Below are 15,447 nucleotides of genomic sequence, written 5' to 3' on the forward strand. Positions count from 1 at the left end.
GAGCCTCACCCCTCGGTCTGCCAGCCGGGGTGTTCGCGCCCCAGCACCACCCGCAGGTCGCGCCAGCCGGCCGCATCCGCAGTACGCAGCGGGAGGAGTCCCGCGGGCCGCCCGCCCGCGAGGCGGTAGCCCCACTGGAAGCCGCCGAGCGGTTGCAGGCGGCGCGTGCGGCTGACATCGGGCAGTTGCACCAGGAACGTGTCGGCACTCCAGGTCACGTCCCGATCGCCGGGGTTGGCGGGGGCGTCCATGAACGTCGGCAGGTAACCGAAAGCGCAGAACGGCGCCATCCAGTCGACCGCATCGACCGCCCGGTGGATCTCGCCACGCTCGAGCCGCTGGGTCACCAGCTGCACCCACCCGAAGACCCCCGCCGGCCCGATGACGTCCAGGTGGACCGATGCCGTGACGACCGGGAAACCCTGCAGCGCAACAGGTTCGACGTCGGGCAACAGGCGAGTGTGGCCGGACGCGACGGGATCCTGGTTGCGGTGGACGCCGACCTCGATCGACCCCTCCAGGCCGTGCGAAGTGAACGGCACGGTCAGTCGGGCGCCGGTGACCTCGTAGTCGCTCACGGGCTCAGCGTAGGCAGTGGCGTTGCCGGCCCGTTATCGGAAAGGAACGTCGTCGAAACACGCTGCCGCCATAGTCTCGTAGGTCTCACTTCACGCCCGACCCAGAGGTTGCCGCAGCGGAAAGAGGAACCGATGTCGATACGGACGACGCAGAAGACGGTGGACCCGGTCGACGAGGTGCTGCCCGCGCCGCGCCTGATCGTGCTCGGCCTGCAGCACCTGTTCATCATGTACGCCGGCGCGGTCGCCGTGCCGATCATCGTCGGCGCCGCCCTGGGGCTCGGCAAGACCGACATCGCGATCCTGATCAATGCCGACCTTCTGGTGTCCGGCATCGCGACCATCATCCAGTCCGTGGGCATCTCCAAGATCCTCGGTGTCCGGCTGCCGGTGGTGGCCGGAGCGACGTTCACCGTGCTGAACCCGATGATCATCATCGCCACCCAGTACGGCACCAAGCCCGGCGCGGACGGCCACATCAAAGGCCTGCAGGTCGTGTACGGCGCGATGCTCATCGCCGGCGTCTTCGCGCTGATCATCGCCAAGCCGTTCTCGATGCTGGTGCGCTTCTTCCCGCCGCTCGTGACGGGCACCGTGATCGCCGTCATCGGTCTGTCGCTGATCGGCGCGGACGCCTCGCTGATCACCGGTAAGAACCCGACGACGCTGCCATTCGGCGGTAACGGGGCCGGCATCACCATCACCGACAAGGCCGAGGGCTTCACGGCCACGACCAAGGCGGGGTCCCAGGTCGTCGTACAGAACGGCGACTACGGCAAGGTCTCCCACATCCTGCTGGCTGGTCTCGTGGTGCTCGTGATCGTGCTCATCTCACGTTTCTTCAAGGGCTTCATCGGCCAGATCGCCGTGCTGCTCGGCGTCATCGTCGGCACGCTGGTCGCGTGGCCGATGGGCCTGCTCGACTTCTCCAGCGTCGGATCCGCCGACTGGGCAGGGGTGTCCGAACCGTTCCACTTCGGGCCGCCGCAGTTCGCCGCGGCCGCGATCGTGTCGATGTGCATCGTGATGCTGGTGACCTATACCGAGTCCACCGCCGACATGCTGGCGGTGTCGGAGATGGTCGACCGGCCGCTGTCCACCAACGACGTGGCGCGCGGCCTCGCGACCGACGGGTTGTCCGCGGTGCTGGCGGGGTTCATGAACTCCTTCCCGGACACGGCGTACGCCGAGAACGTCGGTCTGGTGGAGATCACGAAGATCAAGAGTCGCTGGGTGGTCGCGGTCTGCGGTGGGTTCCTGGTGCTCCTCGGCCTGATCCCCAAGATGGGCGAGCTGGTCGCGGCACTGCCCGGGCCGGTCATCGGCGGCGCCGGCACGGTGATGTTCGCGATGGTCACCGCGGTCGGCATCCGCACGCTGGCGAAGGTGTCCTTCGTGGACAACCAAAACCTGTTGATCATCGCGGTGTCGTTGTCGATCGGACTGCTGCCGGTCATCGCACCGGACTTCTACCGCAACTTCCCCGACGGATTCCAGACCATCTTCGGCTCGGCCATCACCTCCACGGTGATCGTGGTCTTCGTGCTCAACCTGATCTTCAACGAGTTCGGCGCGGGCGGGAAGGGACGCGAGAACGACCTGACCGGTGCCGCGGTCGACGCCGGCGCCATCAGCAATCAACCGGAGGACGGCGAGCCGTTGCGGCCCTTCGACGAGGACGACGGCGTACGCCGCTGAGCTCTCGATTGTCAGCGGATCCGTGGTGCCGGCATCAGGATTCCGCTGACAACCGGGCGTCGCGACGCTGCCACCGCACCCAACCGAGCAGCACCGCGGTGCACAGCACGAATCCGAACCCGAAGTCCTCGATCGGGATGCCCGGTGGGCACCGGATCCCGAGGTTCTGCGAATCGTCGTACGCGACAACGGGTCTCGACCCGCGGGTGAGCAGTCCGTCGACGAGCACCTGGAATCCGAGCACGATCGCCATGCTGACCCAGTAGCGCACCGACCGGAAGAGTCCGGTGCGCAACCACGCCAGCTCCAGCACCACCACGACCACCAGGCCGAGCACGACGGAGACGGTGTACTCAGGCATCGTGACCAGCGCCCACCCGCTCGGCCGGCTGCGCACCGCGGCCACGCAGGAGGCGCCCGCAGATGCCCACCGCCTCGAAGGTCAGCAGCGCGCACAGCGGCACCACCAGGAAGAAGAGCACCTCCTCCAACGGCAGCGACCCGAGGTGTACGCCGACCAGGTAGCGCGCGCCGTACGTCCACCAGCCGCGCGCCACTCCGATCAGGTCCCACCCGATGAAGATCAGTGCCGGCGGCACGATCGCGAGCGCCGCCCGCGTCGGCCGGCGCCACACCCGGGCACCGATCACGAACTCCAGCGGCAGAGTGAGGACGACGCAACCCAGCAGGATCAGGAGGTAGGTGAGGTGTCGCACCGGGCCAGCCTCTCAGGGCCACCGCGACTGTCCGCGGTCTCGTCCACCCGTCCGCGCGCATCTGCGGACACTCCGGCTCCCACCCCGGGTCAGCGCAGCAACGCGACCGGTGTCACCAGCAGCCGTGCCGCCAGCCCGGCCTTGCGCCAGGTCGGGAGCCGCACACGGGAGGAGAAAACGTCGTAGTCGGCGTCCTCGATGAGGTCCAGGATGCGCGCGTAGAGCCGTCGCGCGATCACCACGCAGCGAGCGGACGCCGGCGGCAGGTAGCGCATCCCGGTGTCGGCATGCGCGTAGAGCGCGCGGGTGCGCTGGATCTCGAAGCGCATCAAGGCCTTCCATTCATCGGTGGCGCTCCGCTGGTCGGGGTCGACGCCGAAGCGCTCCAGATCCTCCAGCGGCAGGTAGTGCCGGTCGCGGTCGAGGTCCTCGTCGACGTCGCGCAGGAAGTTGGTGAGCTGGAAGGCCAGGCCCAGGTCGCGCGCCGGCGCGTACGCGCGCGGATCGGTGGGCTCGAGAACCGGCAGCATCATCTCCCCGATGACCGCGGCGGAGCCCTCCATGTAGCCCAGCAGGTCGTCGTACGTCGGGTACGACGTGACCGTCAGGTCGCTCGCCATCGCCCCGAAGAACCGCTCGAAGCACTCCTGGGGGATGTCGCGGCGCTCGGCGGTGTCGGCGACCGCGCTCAGCACCGGGTCCTCGCCGATCCCGGCCCGGTGAGCCCTGAACGAGGCGGCGAAATCGGCCAGCCGAGTGCCGGTGTCGGCGCGGTGCTCGCCGTCGGTGGCGTGGGGCGCGTCCACGATGTCGTCGGCGAGGCGACACAGCGCGTAGACCGAGTAGACGTCGCGGCGCTGAGCTGCGGGCAGGGTGCGGGCACCCCAGTAGTAGGTCGTGCCGTAGTCGCGGGTCAGCACCGCGCTGCGGGCATATCCCTCCTGCAGGACCGCAGGGTCGGCGCTCATCTCGACTCCTCACTCAACTGTGCCAGGGCACGTTGCGCGGCCAGCTTGCCGCTGACCAGGACCATGGGCACCCCCACGCCGGGCGTCGTACCCGCACCGGCGAAGACCAGGCCGGGCGCGTCGCGCGCGACGTTGGTCGGACGGAAGGGCCCGGACTGGAAGAAGGTGTGCGCGAGCGCGAACGGAGTGCCGGCGGTCAGACCCTGGGCGGCCCAATCGCCGGGGGTGACCAGCTGTTCGCTCACGATGTCGGTCGGATATCCGCTCGTGGCAAGGAATTTCGTGAGTCGCTCCTTCATGGGCTCGCGCATCCGGTCCCAGTCCAGCGACCCACCCAGGTGCGGCGCGGGCTCGAGCACGTACATCGCCGCGCCTCCCGGCCGGGCACGGGACGGGTCGGTCACCGACGGCACCGACACCAGTCGGGACGGGTCGCGCATCAGCACGCGCTCGTCGAGCAGCTCATCGAAGGAGTGCGCCCACTCGTGCCCGAAGTGGATGTTGTGATGGCGCACGTCGTCCGGCGCAGGATCGGCGGTGCCGACGTGCCATACGACGGCCGAGGGTGAGTACCGCGGACGGCGCAACGGCAGCGGACGGCGTACTCCCGGCAGCAGCACGTCGTACATCGTGGGCAGGTCGCCGGTCGCGATGACCACGTCGGCGGCCACCACGTCGTCACCTGCGACGACCCCGCTGACGGCGCCGGACGGCGTACGCCGCAGCCCCGTCACCTCCTGCCGCAGCCGGATCTGCACCCCGGCCGCCTCGGCGGCGCGGGCCAGCGCGCGGGGCACGGCGTGGATCCCGCCCTCGGGGAAGAAGACCCCGCGGACGCTGTCCATGTAGGTGATGACCGCGAAGATGCCCATGGCCTGCTGCGGCGAGACGCCGGCGTAGAGCGCCTGGAAGGTGAAGAGCCGGTGCAGCCGCTCGTCGTCGAAACGGCTGCGGATCAACGGATCGAGGTGGCGCAGCCCGCCCATCCGCAGCAGCTTCACCGCCGGCCCGGGAGGATCGGCGATCTGCCAGGGCCGGTCGAAGTTGCGGTCGATGAAGCGCGGCATCTCCAACTCGTAGAGCTCGCGCAACCACACCACGAACTTCTCGTAGGCCGCCGCGTCGTGCGCGCCGCACGCGGCACGGATCTGGTCCGTCATGGCCGCGTGGTCGGCGAGTACGTCGAGGGTCGAACCGTCCGCGAAGCGAGCGCGGTACGCCGGGTCGAGCTGCCGCAGGGTCAGCTCGTCGTCCAGGCTCGTCCCGGCGGCCCGCAACGCGTCGTCGATGAGGTCCGGCATCGTGAGCACCGTCGGCCCGAGGTCGAAGGTGTAGCCCTCGTCGTGCCGGACGGCGGCGAGGCCGCCGACGCAGTCGCCGCGCTCCAGCACCACCACCTCGTGGCCGCTGCGGGCCAGGTGGCACGCCGCCGACAGTCCCGCGAGCCCCGCTCCGACCACCACCACCCTGCCGGTCATGAGCGCACCGCACGAGTGTCGGCGTCGTGAGTGGACCGAGCCCACGCGTCGTGCCGCACGGCACGAACGGTCCACGGAACGCTCGCGATCCACGCTGACACGAGCAGAATGCGCAACCGTTCGACCAATCCCATGTCGATGTTCACGAGCAGCAGGGCCAGGTCGGCGAGGCCGCACAGCCCGATGCCGGCGGCCAGGACGATGTGCACGCGCATCCATCCGGGGTGTGCGGGGTGGCTCGCCCGTGCGCAGCAAGCGGCGCCGATGCCGGCCGCCGCGAATCCGGCCAGTCCACTTAGCGTGTGCCCCACGATCAGCTGGTGCAGCAGGCCGGGCACGCTGTGGTCGCCCAGGTCGCAGGTCGTGCCCGTCCCGGACGCACAGTCCATCGACGTGCTGCCGTCGAGCAGGGATCCGGCCCCGACCACAGCGACCATGACGCACGCCCAGCGCACCGCCGTACGGACGTGACGGTCCGGCCAGCACAGCCAGGCGATCGCCAGCAGGGCGAGGCCGGCGAGCACGTCGGACGCGCGGTACCAGTCGGCGTACGGGGCGCCGGGGAGTTCGAGCTGGCTGACGAAGTCGGCATGCTGCCCCCGGCGCACGACGTAGGACAGCAGGAACGAGCTGTAGAGGACAGCCGCAACCAACGCGAGCGGCCAGGCGACCGTCCTGCGGGTCATGCCGCCACCAGTTCCAGCTGCTGCGGACCGGCCGGACTCAACGTGACGCCTGCTCGCATCGCCCCGTCCCCGTCGTGGAAGAGCAGGCGGCGATCGGCGAGCACCCGCAGCACCACGTGCAGCAGGAGCGTCGCGTAGTGCCGCCCGAGGCACGTGCGGGGACCGGCGGCGAACGGCAGGTAGCCCCAGGCGGGCACCTTGTCGGCGAAGCGGTCCGGGTCGAACTCCTGCGGCCGCTCCCACAGCGACGGGTCACGATGGGTGAGGAACGGGCTGTACATCACCAGACTGCGCGCGGGGATGGTGCGGCCCTCGAACTCGGCCGGGCGGCGAGTGACCCGGCTGCCCAGCCACCCTGCCGGATAGAGCCGCAGCACCTCTCTCACGACATGTCCGTGCCGTTCGGGTGCGAGGTGGGTGGGATCCAGCGCCACGTGTCGCAGCAGCCAGGCCAGCGTGTGCGCCGTGGTGTCGTACCCGGCACCGAGCGCGACCCGCATCTCCGGCACGCCGCCGTGGGCCGCGAACACCTCTGCCAGCGAACCACTTCGGGGATCACGCAGACGTTCGGCCAGGACGGCGTTCATCCGCCGGAAGCGCAGTGGCCGCGGCAGGAACGGCTGCGGCAGCGGCCGGCTCATCGGATCCAGGAAGTCGTCGAGCACCGGGTGGGTGCCGCCGGTGCCGAGGAAGGTGCGCGACAGGACGGCGCGCACCAGCCGTGAGGACCATGCGACGGCGTCGAAGCGGCCGGCCGGCAGCAGCGTGCGGACGACCTGCTCCATCTGCTCGTTGAGGGAGCCCACCGCGGTCCGGGAGAACCCCGGGTTGAGCGCGGCGCGGCGGTCGGCGTGCTCGGGGAAGTCGGTCTGCACGATGCCGTCACTGAGGTACGGCGACAGGCGGCTCATGCCGCCGCGGCTGCGGAACGTGTCGAGGTCGCCCAGCACCAACCTGTTCCACGCGGGGCTGAACCCGACGTACGCCGTGCGCCACAGCCGCAGTCGGAAGACCGGCCCCAGCGCGGCACCCTCCTGCATCAGGGCCAGCGGGTCGGTGCCCCACCGGCCCAGGTGCCCTGCGACCGGCTCGGTGCGCGGCTGAGGGAAGGTGCTCACGGGTAGGTCCGGCCCTTCCAGTGCTTGGTGCGCCGCACCGCGACCGCGGCGACGGGGATCGCGTAGAGCGGGGTCAGCGGCATGGTGAGCGACTGCCACCACTGACGTCTGCCGGTGGTGGCCTCGACGACGAGGCGCTCCGCGACGGCCAGCGCCCACGGGATCGCCCAGGCCGGCTGACGGCGGATCAGGAACGGCGGCACCGTGTAGGCGAGCAGGTGCCAGGCGGTGTAGACCACGAGCAGCGGCCTGTTGCCCATCACGGCGAGCAGGCCCTTGCCGAGGCCGGCGACGAGTTCGTCGAAGCCCTCGTACATCCGGGTGCTGATCAGGTCTCCGCCGAGCGCGAGGCCGAGTCGGTGTCCGGTGCGTCGGGTGTGCCGGGCCATCGCGAGGTCCTCGACGATCTCGGTGCGGACGGCCGCGAAACCCCCGAGCGCGTCGTAAGAGGCACGCGGGAACGCCATGATCGAGCCGTTGGCAGCGGCCGCGCCCTTGGCCCTCGGCTGCTCCAGCAGCTGGAAGGGCAGGCCGGTCAGCAGCAGGTCGTCGATCAGCGGCATCGTGACGTGCTCGGCGAAGGTCTTCGTCACCTGACGCGGGAAGACCGACATCAGATCCGCACGCTGGGCGTGCAGCTGACCCAGCACCGCGTCGATCGCTCCGTCCCCCAGCGAGATGTCCGCGTCGCAGAAGACGAGCACGTCGCCGAGCGCGGCCTCCGCGCCTTGCGAGCACGCCCATGTCTTGCCGACCCAGCCGTCCGGCATCGGCCGCCCTTGGACCACCCGCACGTGCGGGTGCTCGGCGGCGACGTCGTGCAGCAGCTGCGTCGTGCCGTCGGTCGAGCAGTCGTCGAGAAAGATCAGCTCCCGCACCTTCTGAGCGAGCATCCCCGGCAGCCGCGGCGGCAACCTGGCCATCTCGTCGCGCACCGGGACGATCAGCGACACATCGTCACCACCGCCCGTCGACGTCGCGGCGGCGTCGAGTACGGGGAAGGATCTCGAGTTCGACAGTCCCACAGCGACCTTCACCGTGATGTACGCCGTGACCACCGCGAGCAGTGCCCTCAACGCTGCACCTTCTCCGCGAGTTGGCCGATCCGTTCGTCGAACGACCGGCGTCCGGACACCACCTGCCGGAAACCCGGCAGCGGCTCGCGCGGGTCGGCGGTCGCGATCAGCTCGTCCAACGCGGTCAGCTGGGCCGCCATCACCGCGGCGAGATCGGCGCCCTGCACCGGCGCGCCCAGGTCGACGATCGCCTCGGGGTGCTGGTGCCCGCGGATGAGGACCCTCAATGAGACGGGCACGAGCGGCGCCGACGTGTGCTCGGCGTACCAGCCGGCTCCGCGGTGCAGAGGGCGCATCGGGCCGGGTCCGAGCAGTTCGCCCTCGGGGAGGATGACGAGCGTGCGGCCCTCCCGCAGCGCGGTGAGACCGGCCCGAGGCTGATCGCTGGGCACCAGGCCGAGCGGTTTGAGGAACCCGAACGACGCGAGGTTCTCCGCGTCCATCACCAGGGTCGCGTCGTGGTGCTCCCCGCGCAGGACGGATGAGGCCACGAACGCGTCCCACCACGAGTGGTGGTTGCCGGCCCAGATGACGGGCGCCGGCGGCAGGGTGCCGCGGACGCTGACCGAGCGCAGGTTGGATCGGACGAGGCGGTCGAATCCCGCCAGCAGCATCCGCGCGGACAACGGCGCCGCGCTCGCGGGCAACCTCACCAGCGGACCGCGGCCGGCAACAGGCCCGGCGACGCGTTGGGCCAACGGTCGGGGCTGTCACCCAATCCCGCCAGCGCCTCGACCTGCTCGCGGCACCACGGCGAGACGATGCGTTCGCCGCTCGCCACCTGCGAGGCGAACCGCGTCCACGGCTCCCACTGCAGGTCTGCGACCTCGTCCGGGTCGAGATGGGGCCTGCTGCCCAGGGCGTGGGCGACGAGGACGGGGCACAGCTCGTTCTCGGCGATCGAGTGCATCGAGGCGTAGTAGGAGAAGTCGGCCAGCACCAGCCGGGGCAGACCGATCGCCAACCCCAGCTCGCGGCGTACGCGCCGCATCACCGCCGCCCGCAGCGTCTCGCCGGGAGCCGGGTGACCGCAGACGGAGTTGGTCCAGACCCCGCCGAAGGTGCGCTTGTGCAGCGAACGCCGGGTGACCAGCAGGCGGTCCCGGTCATCGAAGATGTAGCAGGAGAAGCCGAGGTGCAGCGGCGTGTCCGCGCCGTGCACGGTGTGCTTGTCATGCGAGCCGATCGCGTTGCCGGCCGGGTCGACGAGCACCACCTGCTCGGTCTGCACGCCGGTGCCGGGCCGACGTCCGTCATCGTGCTGTCGGGCGTCCATCACTGCATCGTGCACTGCTCACGCTGCTCTCCAGAGAGTGTTCTGCTTGGTTCTGCCGACGTTACCAACGCGCGTGTCCCATCCCGTCCGGCAACCCGTTCGACCACGCGGCCCGCTCCTCGGGCGAACCCTCCCTCGTGCTGTACCCATCGGTCCGCGGTTCATTCCTCGAGGCGAAGCATGTCGTGGCTGCGGCATCATGCGGCGTGTGGTCATCGACATCGGTCAGGGTCTCGGGATCGACGAGGCCACGCTGACGACGGTGGTGATCGACGCGCGCGTCGTACGACGGCAGTTGGTCGAGTCCAGCGACCCGGCAGACCGCGTCGTGGCGGCTCTCGCGATGGGTGAGGTGCCGCTGGCCGCGTCGCTGCTGCAGTCCATGGACGACGACCGTGGCTTCCGCGCCACCGCTCTGCGGCAGAGGATCGGCGCGCCCCCGGACCAGATCAAATCCTCGGAACTGGCATGGCACTCGCGCTGGGATCGACGCCGCGTGACGGGACGGGGCCGACCGTCGAAAGGGCAACCTGAGATCATCCTCAGGATTCTCTCAGGTCCGGGCGTTGAGTCTGGACGATGCGTGCCAGTGTCGCGTTCGCCGGACTCAGCGTCGAGAGCCGGCCCATGCCATGTCCGCGTTCGTGCGTCTCGTGCCCACCCAACGTTTCCGGAGGTCTTCGATGTCCGCTCCCACACGTTCGACAACACCCGGCTCCGCCACCCACCACCGCGTCTTCGCCGCCCTCGTCGGGGTGGTGGCAGTGGTCGTCCTCTTCCAGGGCGTCTGGGCGGGCATCTTCATCCGCGAGTCCAAGGAGAACAACAGCAGCTGGGTGCAGGTGCACGCCCGCGGCGCCGACCTCGCCATCCTCCTCGCGATCGTCGCGGTGGTCTGGGCGGTCCTCAGGTTGCGCGAGCGCAAGGATCTACTCTTCGGCAGCATCGCGCTGGCCGTGGCGCTCGTCCTCGAGGCCTATCTCGGCGGCATCATCGGTGACAACCCCGGGGTCCAAGCAGTGCACTTCCCGCTCGCCATGGTGCTCATGGGGCTGTGCGTCTGGCTTCCGGTCCGCGCGGCGCGTCACTGACGGGGAGGGCATCCCGGCCGGTCAGGGTGCGGTGTTGCGGAGCCACTCCTCGGCCGTGATCTCGTAGACGACCTCACCTTCCTCGGAGCCCGGCAGCGGGTCGTCCCAGATCCGTACGTCGGTCCGCACGTGCCGCATGCCGATGCGCCGCATGACGCCGCGCGAACCCGCGTTGACCGCCATCGTCTCGGCCCACACCCGCCGTAGTTCCACCGTCTCGAACGCGTGCCGCAGCAGCTCCGCCGCCCCCTCGCTCGCCAGTCCCTGGCGCCAGCGGCGTCGTTCCAGACGCCACCCGATCTCCGCCTCGGCGAGGCGACCCGGCGAGCCGGGGGGCGAGTCACTGCGCCCGAGGTCCCACCACCCGAGGAACTCCCCCTCCTGGAACCCCACCCACCAGCCGACCCCCAGCTCGTCGGCAGCCGTGTCGGCGCAGCGGGGCCCCCAGAACTGCTCGATCTCGGCGGGCGTGCGTGCCCTCCCGATCAGGTAGCGCATGACTTCCGGGTCGGAGTCCAACCGGTGCAGCAGGGGTAGGTGCTCCAGCGTCATCGGACGCAGCTCGATCCGTGGGGTGTGCAGTACCGGGCGCGTCATGGGTCCGATCCTGGCCTGAGACAGGGCAGCATCGTACATTCGTGCGGCCTTTCGGCCGCAGGCGTCCGGTATCTTCACGAAGACCGGCCCACACCGGACCGGTGTCGGGAGGGCCCATGAGCACCAGCGAACCGGGGCACGGCGCCACTCGCCGGCCGCCCACGACCGGCCCTCGGCCCGGTTACGAGCGCAGCGCGGACGAATCCTTCCGCGGACGACTGCGCGATGTCCTCGGCCCCCGCAGCATCGGCGTGATCCTCGCCGTGCTGTTGGTCCAGCTGCTCTTCATCGCGTCGTACGTGGGCGCCTTTCACAAACCGCAGCCGCACGCGATCACCGTCGATGTGGTGTCGAGCAACGGTTGGCAGGGCTACGTCGCGAACAAGCTGAACGCCATCGACGGCAGACCTGTCGCCGCCTACGCCTCGAGCGATCGCGCGGAGTCGACCAAGGAGCTGCGCGAGGGTCGGCGGCAAGCGGTCTACCTCTTCAACCCGAACTCGAAGCAGGACACTCTGCTGGTCAACTCGGCCGAGGGATCCTCGATCACCGCCGCCGTCAACGCGATCTTCTCCCAGGTGGCCTCGAGCCAGAGCCGCACGCTGAAGACCCAGGACGTGGTGCCGGTCCAGGCCGGCGACAGCCGCGGGCTCACCAGCTTCTATCTCGTGGTCGGCTGGATGGTGGGCGGCTACCTGCTGGCATCGTTCCTCGGCATCCGCCGCGGCACCCGGGCACGCAACTTCCGCCGGATGCTGTGGCGGCTGGTGGGTTGCGCGGCGTACGCGGTCGCCTCCGGCATCGGCGGCGCGCTCGTGGTCGGGCCGATCATCGGCGCCCTGAACGGACACTTCTGGGCTGTCGCCGGTGTCGGCATGCTGGTCTCGCTGACCGCCTCGGTCTTCACGATGGGGATGGAGGCACTCTTCGGGATCATCGGGATCGGCATCTCGATACTGCTCTTCGTGGTGCTCGGCAACCCCAGCGCCGGAGGCGCCTACGGCTACGAACTGCTGCCCACCCTGTGGCGGGTCGTCGGGCGCTGGCTGCCGAACGGCGCGGGTGTCGACTCCGTCCGCAGCATCGTCTACCTGGGCGGCGACTCCCTGGGGCTGCACCTGCTCGTGCTCGTCTGGTGGCTGCTGCTCGGACTGCTGACCTTCTTCCTGGTCAGCAACAACACCTACTGGGGCTTCCGGCGCGATGACCCCTCTCCGCAGGATGCTGCCGAGGGCCGCTCAGAGGACTGAACGACGGGAGGTCACGCCCCGCAGCACAGGCCGCCTTCATCCTCCTGGCCCAACCGGGCGAGCAAGGTGGCGGTGATGTGGTCGAGCTGAGCGATCTCCTGCGGGCTGAGGACGTCGAACATCGCGGCCCGCACCTCGCGGACATGACCGGGGGCAGCGCCCTCCAGCGCGGTGAGGCCTGAGGGGGTGAGCGCGACGAAAGCGCCGCGCCGATCCTGCGCGCACTCCTCACGGGTCACCAGGTCGCGCTTCTCCATCCGCGTGAGGTGGTGGGACAGGCGACTGCGCTCCCACTTGATGCTGTCGGCGAGCGCCACCACCCGCATCCGGCGTTCGGGGGTCTCACTGAGCGTCACGAGCACCTCGAAATCCGGCAGCGACAGCCGCGACTCCTCCTGCATCTGGCGCGCCAGGTGGGCCTGGAGGCGCGAATTGGTCTGCAACCACTGGCGCCACACGCGCTGTTCCTCGTCGTCGAGCCATCTCACACCTGAAGTCATGCAGTCCACTCTACCTGGATAGTTGACACATCACCCAATCTTGGGGAAAGTTGTCCCCAGCACGTCATCCATACGTGAACATCTCGCAGAGGAGCACCCATGAGCACCGCCCTGAAGGACCTGAACGGCACCTACACCATCGACCCCGCGCACTCCGAGCTCGGCTTCGTCGCCCGCCACGCGATGGTCACCAAGGTCCGCGGCTCGTTCAAGGACATCGAGGGGACCGCCACGTCCGGCGCCGGCCTGTCCGACGCGAAGATCGACATCACCATCCAGGTCGCCAGCGTCGACACCCGTGATGAGAACCGCGACGGCCACCTGCGCACCGGAGACTTCTTCGAGGTCGAGAAGTTCCCCACCATGACCTTCCACTCCACCGACGTCACGGCGGTCGACGACGACACCCTGCGCGTGGTGGGCGACCTGACCATCAAGGAGACCACCAAGTCGGTCACCATCGACTTCGATTACAACGGCTCGGCCACGGACCCGTTCGGCAACGAGCGCGTCGGCTTCGAGGGCTCGACCACCATCACCCGCTCGGACTACGGCATCAACTTCAACGCCGCGCTCGAGACCGGCGGCGTGCTCGTCTCCGACAAGATCACCCTGCAGATCGAGATCTCGGCCATCAAGCAGGCCTGAGCTCGACCCTGCTCGACTCAGAACGGAGGGGTACGCACGGCGTACCCCTCCGTTTCGCACACTCCGCCGAATCGTGGGGGCCGGATCAGTAGAGCCCGGAACTGTATCCGGCGACCTGCTCGCTCTCGGTCTCCCGGATGAACTCATCGAGAGAGCGCGACGCACGGCTCGATCCGAGCCCGTCGACGGCTTGCGGCGCCCAGCCGTCCGGATGCCAGATACCCGAGCGCACCAGCGACTTCGCGCAGTGTCCGAAGACCTCCTCGACCTGCACAACCGCAGCGAGCACCGGTCGGCTGGCGCGCACCGTCAACCGGTCGAACCAGGGCGCGTCGCTGACGAGCTGCGCGCGACCGTTGACCCGCAACGTGTCGCTGCGCCCCGGGACCAGGAAGATCATCCCCACATGCGGGTTGGCGAGAATGTTGTGGTAGCCGTCCACCCTTCTGTTTCCGGGGCGTTCGGCGATGGCGACGGTGCGCCGGTCGATGACGTGGACGAGCGAGCCGGCCGGATCACCCTTCGGTGAGGCGTCGCACCGACCGTCGGCATCGCTGGTCGCGAGCACGCAGAACGGGGATGCCGCCAGCCATCGCAGGTCGGCGTCGGTCAACTCCGTGCGCACCTTGTGACGCGTGCGCTCCGAGGGTTGGCCGATGAGGGCCTCGAGCGCATCGGGAGTGGCTACTCGCGCAGACAGCGGATCCATTCGCCGATTATCGCGCCCCGCGGGCGGCCGCACCATGACGGCGTTCGCGTTCGTCGACGGCGTTCGTGTTCGTCGAGGGCGTTCGAACACCGTCGACCGTCGCGAACACCGTCAGCGCGTCACGCGTCGACACCCCAGATCTTGGCCATCTCCAGGAAGTTGCGGGCCTCGGCGTGCCGCGACTGGCGCTGCAGCGTGCGCCCGAGCAGCAGTGCGGCGTACCCCTCGGTGGGGGCGACGGCGAGCACGGCGCGCGCCTCACGTTCGGCGTTGGCCAGCTGCGCGGAGTGGAAGTAGGACCGGGCCAGCAGCAGGCGCGCGTCGGTCGTGCCGTGCGTCACGTCCGAGTGGTCGAGCAGCTTCTCCAGCACCAGGGCGGCCTCGGCGTAGTCCTTCTGCTCGTAGAGACTCTCGGCGTACTGCAGCTGGGAGTAGTCGCGACTGTGCATCTGGGACATCGGTGGCCTCCTGCCTCGATTGTGCAACGCGGACGCGCCGGTGTGCTCACCCCCGCTGCGGTTCGACGCGCGGGGCGGCGGCATCGGCCACCCGCACCACGGTCACGTCCTGACCCTCCACAACGATCGTGGCCTCGATCTTCATCCCACTGCGCAGCGAGCGGGCGATGAAGCATTCACGATGGGCGATCTCGACGAGGCGCTGCAGCTGATCGGTCCTGCTTCCGGCGGCGAGTTCGATGCGTGGCCGCAGTTGGATCAGCTCCACCCACGCCGGGCCGTCGCCCTGCGTCATCAACCCGGCCGCGTCGTCGTCGTACGCGAGGACGTCGAGCCGCGCGCGGGCGGCCACTGCGAGGAAGGACAGCAGCTGACAGCTGCTGGCCGCCATCACGAGCAACTGCTCGGGGTTGCGGGAGGCCGGATCGCCGCCGAAGTGGGGGTCACTGCTCATCCGCAGCGATTCGCCCGCGACCACGACCTCGTGCTCGCGCGGGTAGTGGTCGTACCCGACCCCGGTCGACCCCGACCAGCGGAGGCGCGCGGCGTACCGGTGCTCGATCACCATCGCCCCAGATTAGGTGCGCCATGCAGGCGAGC

Annotated in this window: 20 protein-coding genes; 4 read left to right on the forward strand and 16 right to left on the reverse strand. The window is 69.6% G+C overall.

Translation table 11 applies throughout. The annotated features are described in order from the left end of the window. Positions 1-5: 5 nt before the first annotated feature. A complete protein-coding gene (locus JOB34_RS10125; protein WP_208052605.1) occupies positions 6-578 on the reverse strand; it encodes a hypothetical protein in 573 nt (190 codons plus the stop codon). Between the two features lie 132 nt (positions 579-710). Here JOB34_RS10125 and JOB34_RS10130 point away from each other — a divergent pair, with 132 nt between their 5' ends. Then, positions 711-2,276: a nucleobase:cation symporter-2 family protein gene (locus tag JOB34_RS10130; RefSeq protein ID WP_208052606.1), complete on the forward strand. Its 1,566-nt coding sequence runs from the start codon at positions 711-713 to the stop codon at positions 2,274-2,276. Between the two features lie 34 nt (positions 2,277-2,310). Here JOB34_RS10130 and JOB34_RS10135 read toward each other — a convergent pair whose 3' ends face one another. The 10 genes from JOB34_RS10135 to JOB34_RS10180 all read right to left on the reverse strand — a co-directional run bounded on the left by JOB34_RS10135 (position 2,311) and on the right by JOB34_RS10180 (position 9,978). Further along, the gene (locus JOB34_RS10135; RefSeq protein WP_208052607.1) at positions 2,311-2,637 is read right to left on the reverse strand and encodes a lycopene cyclase domain-containing protein; all 327 of its coding nucleotides are present in this window, start codon (positions 2,635-2,637) and stop codon (positions 2,311-2,313) included. Then, complete coding sequence (locus tag JOB34_RS10140) at positions 2,630-2,992, reverse strand: lycopene cyclase domain-containing protein (protein ID WP_208052608.1); 363 nt, start codon at positions 2,990-2,992, stop codon at positions 2,630-2,632. Before JOB34_RS10140 ends, JOB34_RS10135 begins: the two co-directional genes overlap by 8 nt. A gap of 89 nt (positions 2,993-3,081) precedes the next feature. Further along, positions 3,082-3,960, reverse strand: a complete 879-nt coding sequence (locus JOB34_RS10145; RefSeq protein ID WP_208052609.1) for a phytoene/squalene synthase family protein — start codon at positions 3,958-3,960, stop codon at positions 3,082-3,084. After that, entirely contained in the window at positions 3,957-5,438 is a 1,482-nt protein-coding gene (gene crtI / locus JOB34_RS10150) for a phytoene desaturase family protein (RefSeq protein ID WP_208052610.1), read from the reverse strand. Before crtI ends, JOB34_RS10145 begins: the two co-directional genes overlap by 4 nt. Continuing rightward, the gene (locus JOB34_RS10155; protein WP_208052611.1) at positions 5,435-6,124 is read right to left on the reverse strand and encodes a DUF998 domain-containing protein; all 690 of its coding nucleotides are present in this window, start codon (positions 6,122-6,124) and stop codon (positions 5,435-5,437) included. Before JOB34_RS10155 ends, crtI begins: the two co-directional genes overlap by 4 nt. Continuing rightward, positions 6,121-7,242: a cytochrome P450 gene (locus tag JOB34_RS18120; protein ID WP_208052612.1), complete on the reverse strand. Its 1,122-nt coding sequence runs from the start codon at positions 7,240-7,242 to the stop codon at positions 6,121-6,123. The genes JOB34_RS10155 and JOB34_RS18120 overlap by 4 nt, the downstream gene beginning before the upstream one ends. Further along, on the reverse strand, positions 7,239-8,318 hold the full coding sequence (locus tag JOB34_RS10165; protein ID WP_208052613.1) for a glycosyltransferase family 2 protein: 1,080 nt from the start codon (positions 8,316-8,318) through the stop codon (positions 7,239-7,241). The genes JOB34_RS18120 and JOB34_RS10165 overlap by 4 nt, the downstream gene beginning before the upstream one ends. After that, complete coding sequence (locus JOB34_RS10170) at positions 8,315-8,971, reverse strand: 1-acyl-sn-glycerol-3-phosphate acyltransferase (protein ID WP_208052614.1); 657 nt, start codon at positions 8,969-8,971, stop codon at positions 8,315-8,317. The genes JOB34_RS10165 and JOB34_RS10170 overlap by 4 nt, the downstream gene beginning before the upstream one ends. Further along, a complete protein-coding gene (gene idi / locus JOB34_RS10175) occupies positions 8,968-9,594 on the reverse strand; it encodes an isopentenyl-diphosphate Delta-isomerase (RefSeq protein WP_179483171.1) in 627 nt (208 codons plus the stop codon). Before idi ends, JOB34_RS10170 begins: the two co-directional genes overlap by 4 nt. A 225-nt stretch (positions 9,595-9,819) precedes the next feature. Next, on the reverse strand, positions 9,820-9,978 hold the full coding sequence (locus JOB34_RS10180) for a hypothetical protein (RefSeq protein WP_208052615.1): 159 nt from the start codon (positions 9,976-9,978) through the stop codon (positions 9,820-9,822). A 299-nt stretch (positions 9,979-10,277) separates the two neighbouring features. On the opposite strand from JOB34_RS10180, the gene JOB34_RS10185 reads away from it, so the two are divergent. Continuing rightward, complete coding sequence (locus tag JOB34_RS10185; protein ID WP_208052616.1) at positions 10,278-10,685, forward strand: hypothetical protein; 408 nt, start codon at positions 10,278-10,280, stop codon at positions 10,683-10,685. Between the two features lie 21 nt (positions 10,686-10,706). Here the strand turns inward: JOB34_RS10185 and JOB34_RS10190 are convergent, their stop codons facing one another. Beyond that, a complete protein-coding gene (locus tag JOB34_RS10190) occupies positions 10,707-11,282 on the reverse strand; it encodes a GNAT family N-acetyltransferase (protein WP_208052617.1) in 576 nt (191 codons plus the stop codon). A gap of 116 nt (positions 11,283-11,398) precedes the next feature. Here JOB34_RS10190 and JOB34_RS10195 point away from each other — a divergent pair, with 116 nt between their 5' ends. Continuing rightward, positions 11,399-12,532, forward strand: a complete 1,134-nt coding sequence (locus JOB34_RS10195) for an ABC transporter permease (RefSeq protein ID WP_208052618.1) — start codon at positions 11,399-11,401, stop codon at positions 12,530-12,532. 11 nt (positions 12,533-12,543) lie between these two features. Here JOB34_RS10195 and JOB34_RS10200 read toward each other — a convergent pair whose 3' ends face one another. Continuing rightward, the gene (locus JOB34_RS10200; protein WP_208052619.1) at positions 12,544-13,032 is read right to left on the reverse strand and encodes a MarR family transcriptional regulator; all 489 of its coding nucleotides are present in this window, start codon (positions 13,030-13,032) and stop codon (positions 12,544-12,546) included. A gap of 99 nt (positions 13,033-13,131) precedes the next feature. Between JOB34_RS10200 and JOB34_RS10205 the strand changes: the two genes are divergently transcribed. After that, positions 13,132-13,680 carry a YceI family protein gene (locus JOB34_RS10205; protein ID WP_179483184.1) on the forward strand — a complete coding sequence of 183 codons (549 nt, stop codon included), beginning with the start codon at positions 13,132-13,134 and terminating at the stop codon, positions 13,678-13,680. Positions 13,681-13,765: 85 nt separating this feature from the next. Here JOB34_RS10205 and JOB34_RS10210 read toward each other — a convergent pair whose 3' ends face one another. The 3 genes from JOB34_RS10210 to JOB34_RS10220 form a co-directional block, all read right to left on the reverse strand. Further along, positions 13,766-14,389: an MSMEG_1061 family FMN-dependent PPOX-type flavoprotein gene (locus JOB34_RS10210; protein WP_208052620.1), complete on the reverse strand. Its 624-nt coding sequence runs from the start codon at positions 14,387-14,389 to the stop codon at positions 13,766-13,768. A gap of 119 nt (positions 14,390-14,508) precedes the next feature. After that, positions 14,509-14,847 carry a tetratricopeptide repeat protein gene (locus JOB34_RS10215; protein ID WP_208052621.1) on the reverse strand — a complete coding sequence of 113 codons (339 nt, stop codon included), beginning with the start codon at positions 14,845-14,847 and terminating at the stop codon, positions 14,509-14,511. A gap of 46 nt (positions 14,848-14,893) precedes the next feature. Continuing rightward, positions 14,894-15,415: an OsmC family protein gene (locus JOB34_RS10220; RefSeq protein ID WP_208052622.1), complete on the reverse strand. Its 522-nt coding sequence runs from the start codon at positions 15,413-15,415 to the stop codon at positions 14,894-14,896. Between the last annotated feature and the right edge of the window lie 32 nt (positions 15,416-15,447).

The organism is Allobranchiibius sp. GilTou38 (assembly GCF_017565325.1).
GTDB lineage: Bacteria > Actinomycetota > Actinomycetes > Actinomycetales > Dermatophilaceae > Allobranchiibius > Allobranchiibius huperziae.

Excerpts from the sequence above, each read along its gene's own strand:
- JOB34_RS10155 (WP_208052611.1), bottom strand. The coding sequence starts at position 6,124 with ATGACCCGCAGGACGGTCGCCTGGCCGCTCGCGTTGGTTGCGGCTGTC.
- crtI (WP_208052610.1), bottom strand. The coding sequence starts at position 5,438 with ATGACCGGCAGGGTGGTGGTGGTCGGAGCGGGGCTCGCGGGACTGTCG.
- JOB34_RS10180 (WP_208052615.1), bottom strand. The coding sequence starts at position 9,978 with ATGGACTGCAGCAGCGACGCGGCCAGCGGCACCTCACCCATCGCGAGA.
- JOB34_RS10130 (WP_208052606.1), top strand. The coding sequence starts at position 711 with ATGTCGATACGGACGACGCAGAAGACGGTGGACCCGGTCGACGAGGTG.
- JOB34_RS10205 (WP_179483184.1), top strand. The coding sequence starts at position 13,132 with ATGAGCACCGCCCTGAAGGACCTGAACGGCACCTACACCATCGACCCC.
- JOB34_RS10200 (WP_208052619.1), bottom strand. The coding sequence starts at position 13,032 with ATGACTTCAGGTGTGAGATGGCTCGACGACGAGGAACAGCGCGTGTGG.
- JOB34_RS10220 (WP_208052622.1), bottom strand. The coding sequence starts at position 15,415 with ATGGTGATCGAGCACCGGTACGCCGCGCGCCTCCGCTGGTCGGGGTCG.
- JOB34_RS10210 (WP_208052620.1), bottom strand. The coding sequence starts at position 14,389 with ATGGATCCGCTGTCTGCGCGAGTAGCCACTCCCGATGCGCTCGAGGCC.
- JOB34_RS10195 (WP_208052618.1), top strand. The coding sequence starts at position 11,399 with ATGAGCACCAGCGAACCGGGGCACGGCGCCACTCGCCGGCCGCCCACG.
- JOB34_RS10135 (WP_208052607.1), bottom strand. The coding sequence starts at position 2,637 with ATGCCTGAGTACACCGTCTCCGTCGTGCTCGGCCTGGTGGTCGTGGTG.
- JOB34_RS10215 (WP_208052621.1), bottom strand. The coding sequence starts at position 14,847 with ATGTCCCAGATGCACAGTCGCGACTACTCCCAGCTGCAGTACGCCGAG.
- JOB34_RS10185 (WP_208052616.1), top strand. The coding sequence starts at position 10,278 with ATGTCCGCTCCCACACGTTCGACAACACCCGGCTCCGCCACCCACCAC.
- JOB34_RS10145 (WP_208052609.1), bottom strand. The coding sequence starts at position 3,960 with ATGAGCGCCGACCCTGCGGTCCTGCAGGAGGGATATGCCCGCAGCGCG.
- idi (WP_179483171.1), bottom strand. The coding sequence starts at position 9,594 with ATGGACGCCCGACAGCACGATGACGGACGTCGGCCCGGCACCGGCGTG.
- JOB34_RS10190 (WP_208052617.1), bottom strand. The coding sequence starts at position 11,282 with ATGACGCGCCCGGTACTGCACACCCCACGGATCGAGCTGCGTCCGATG.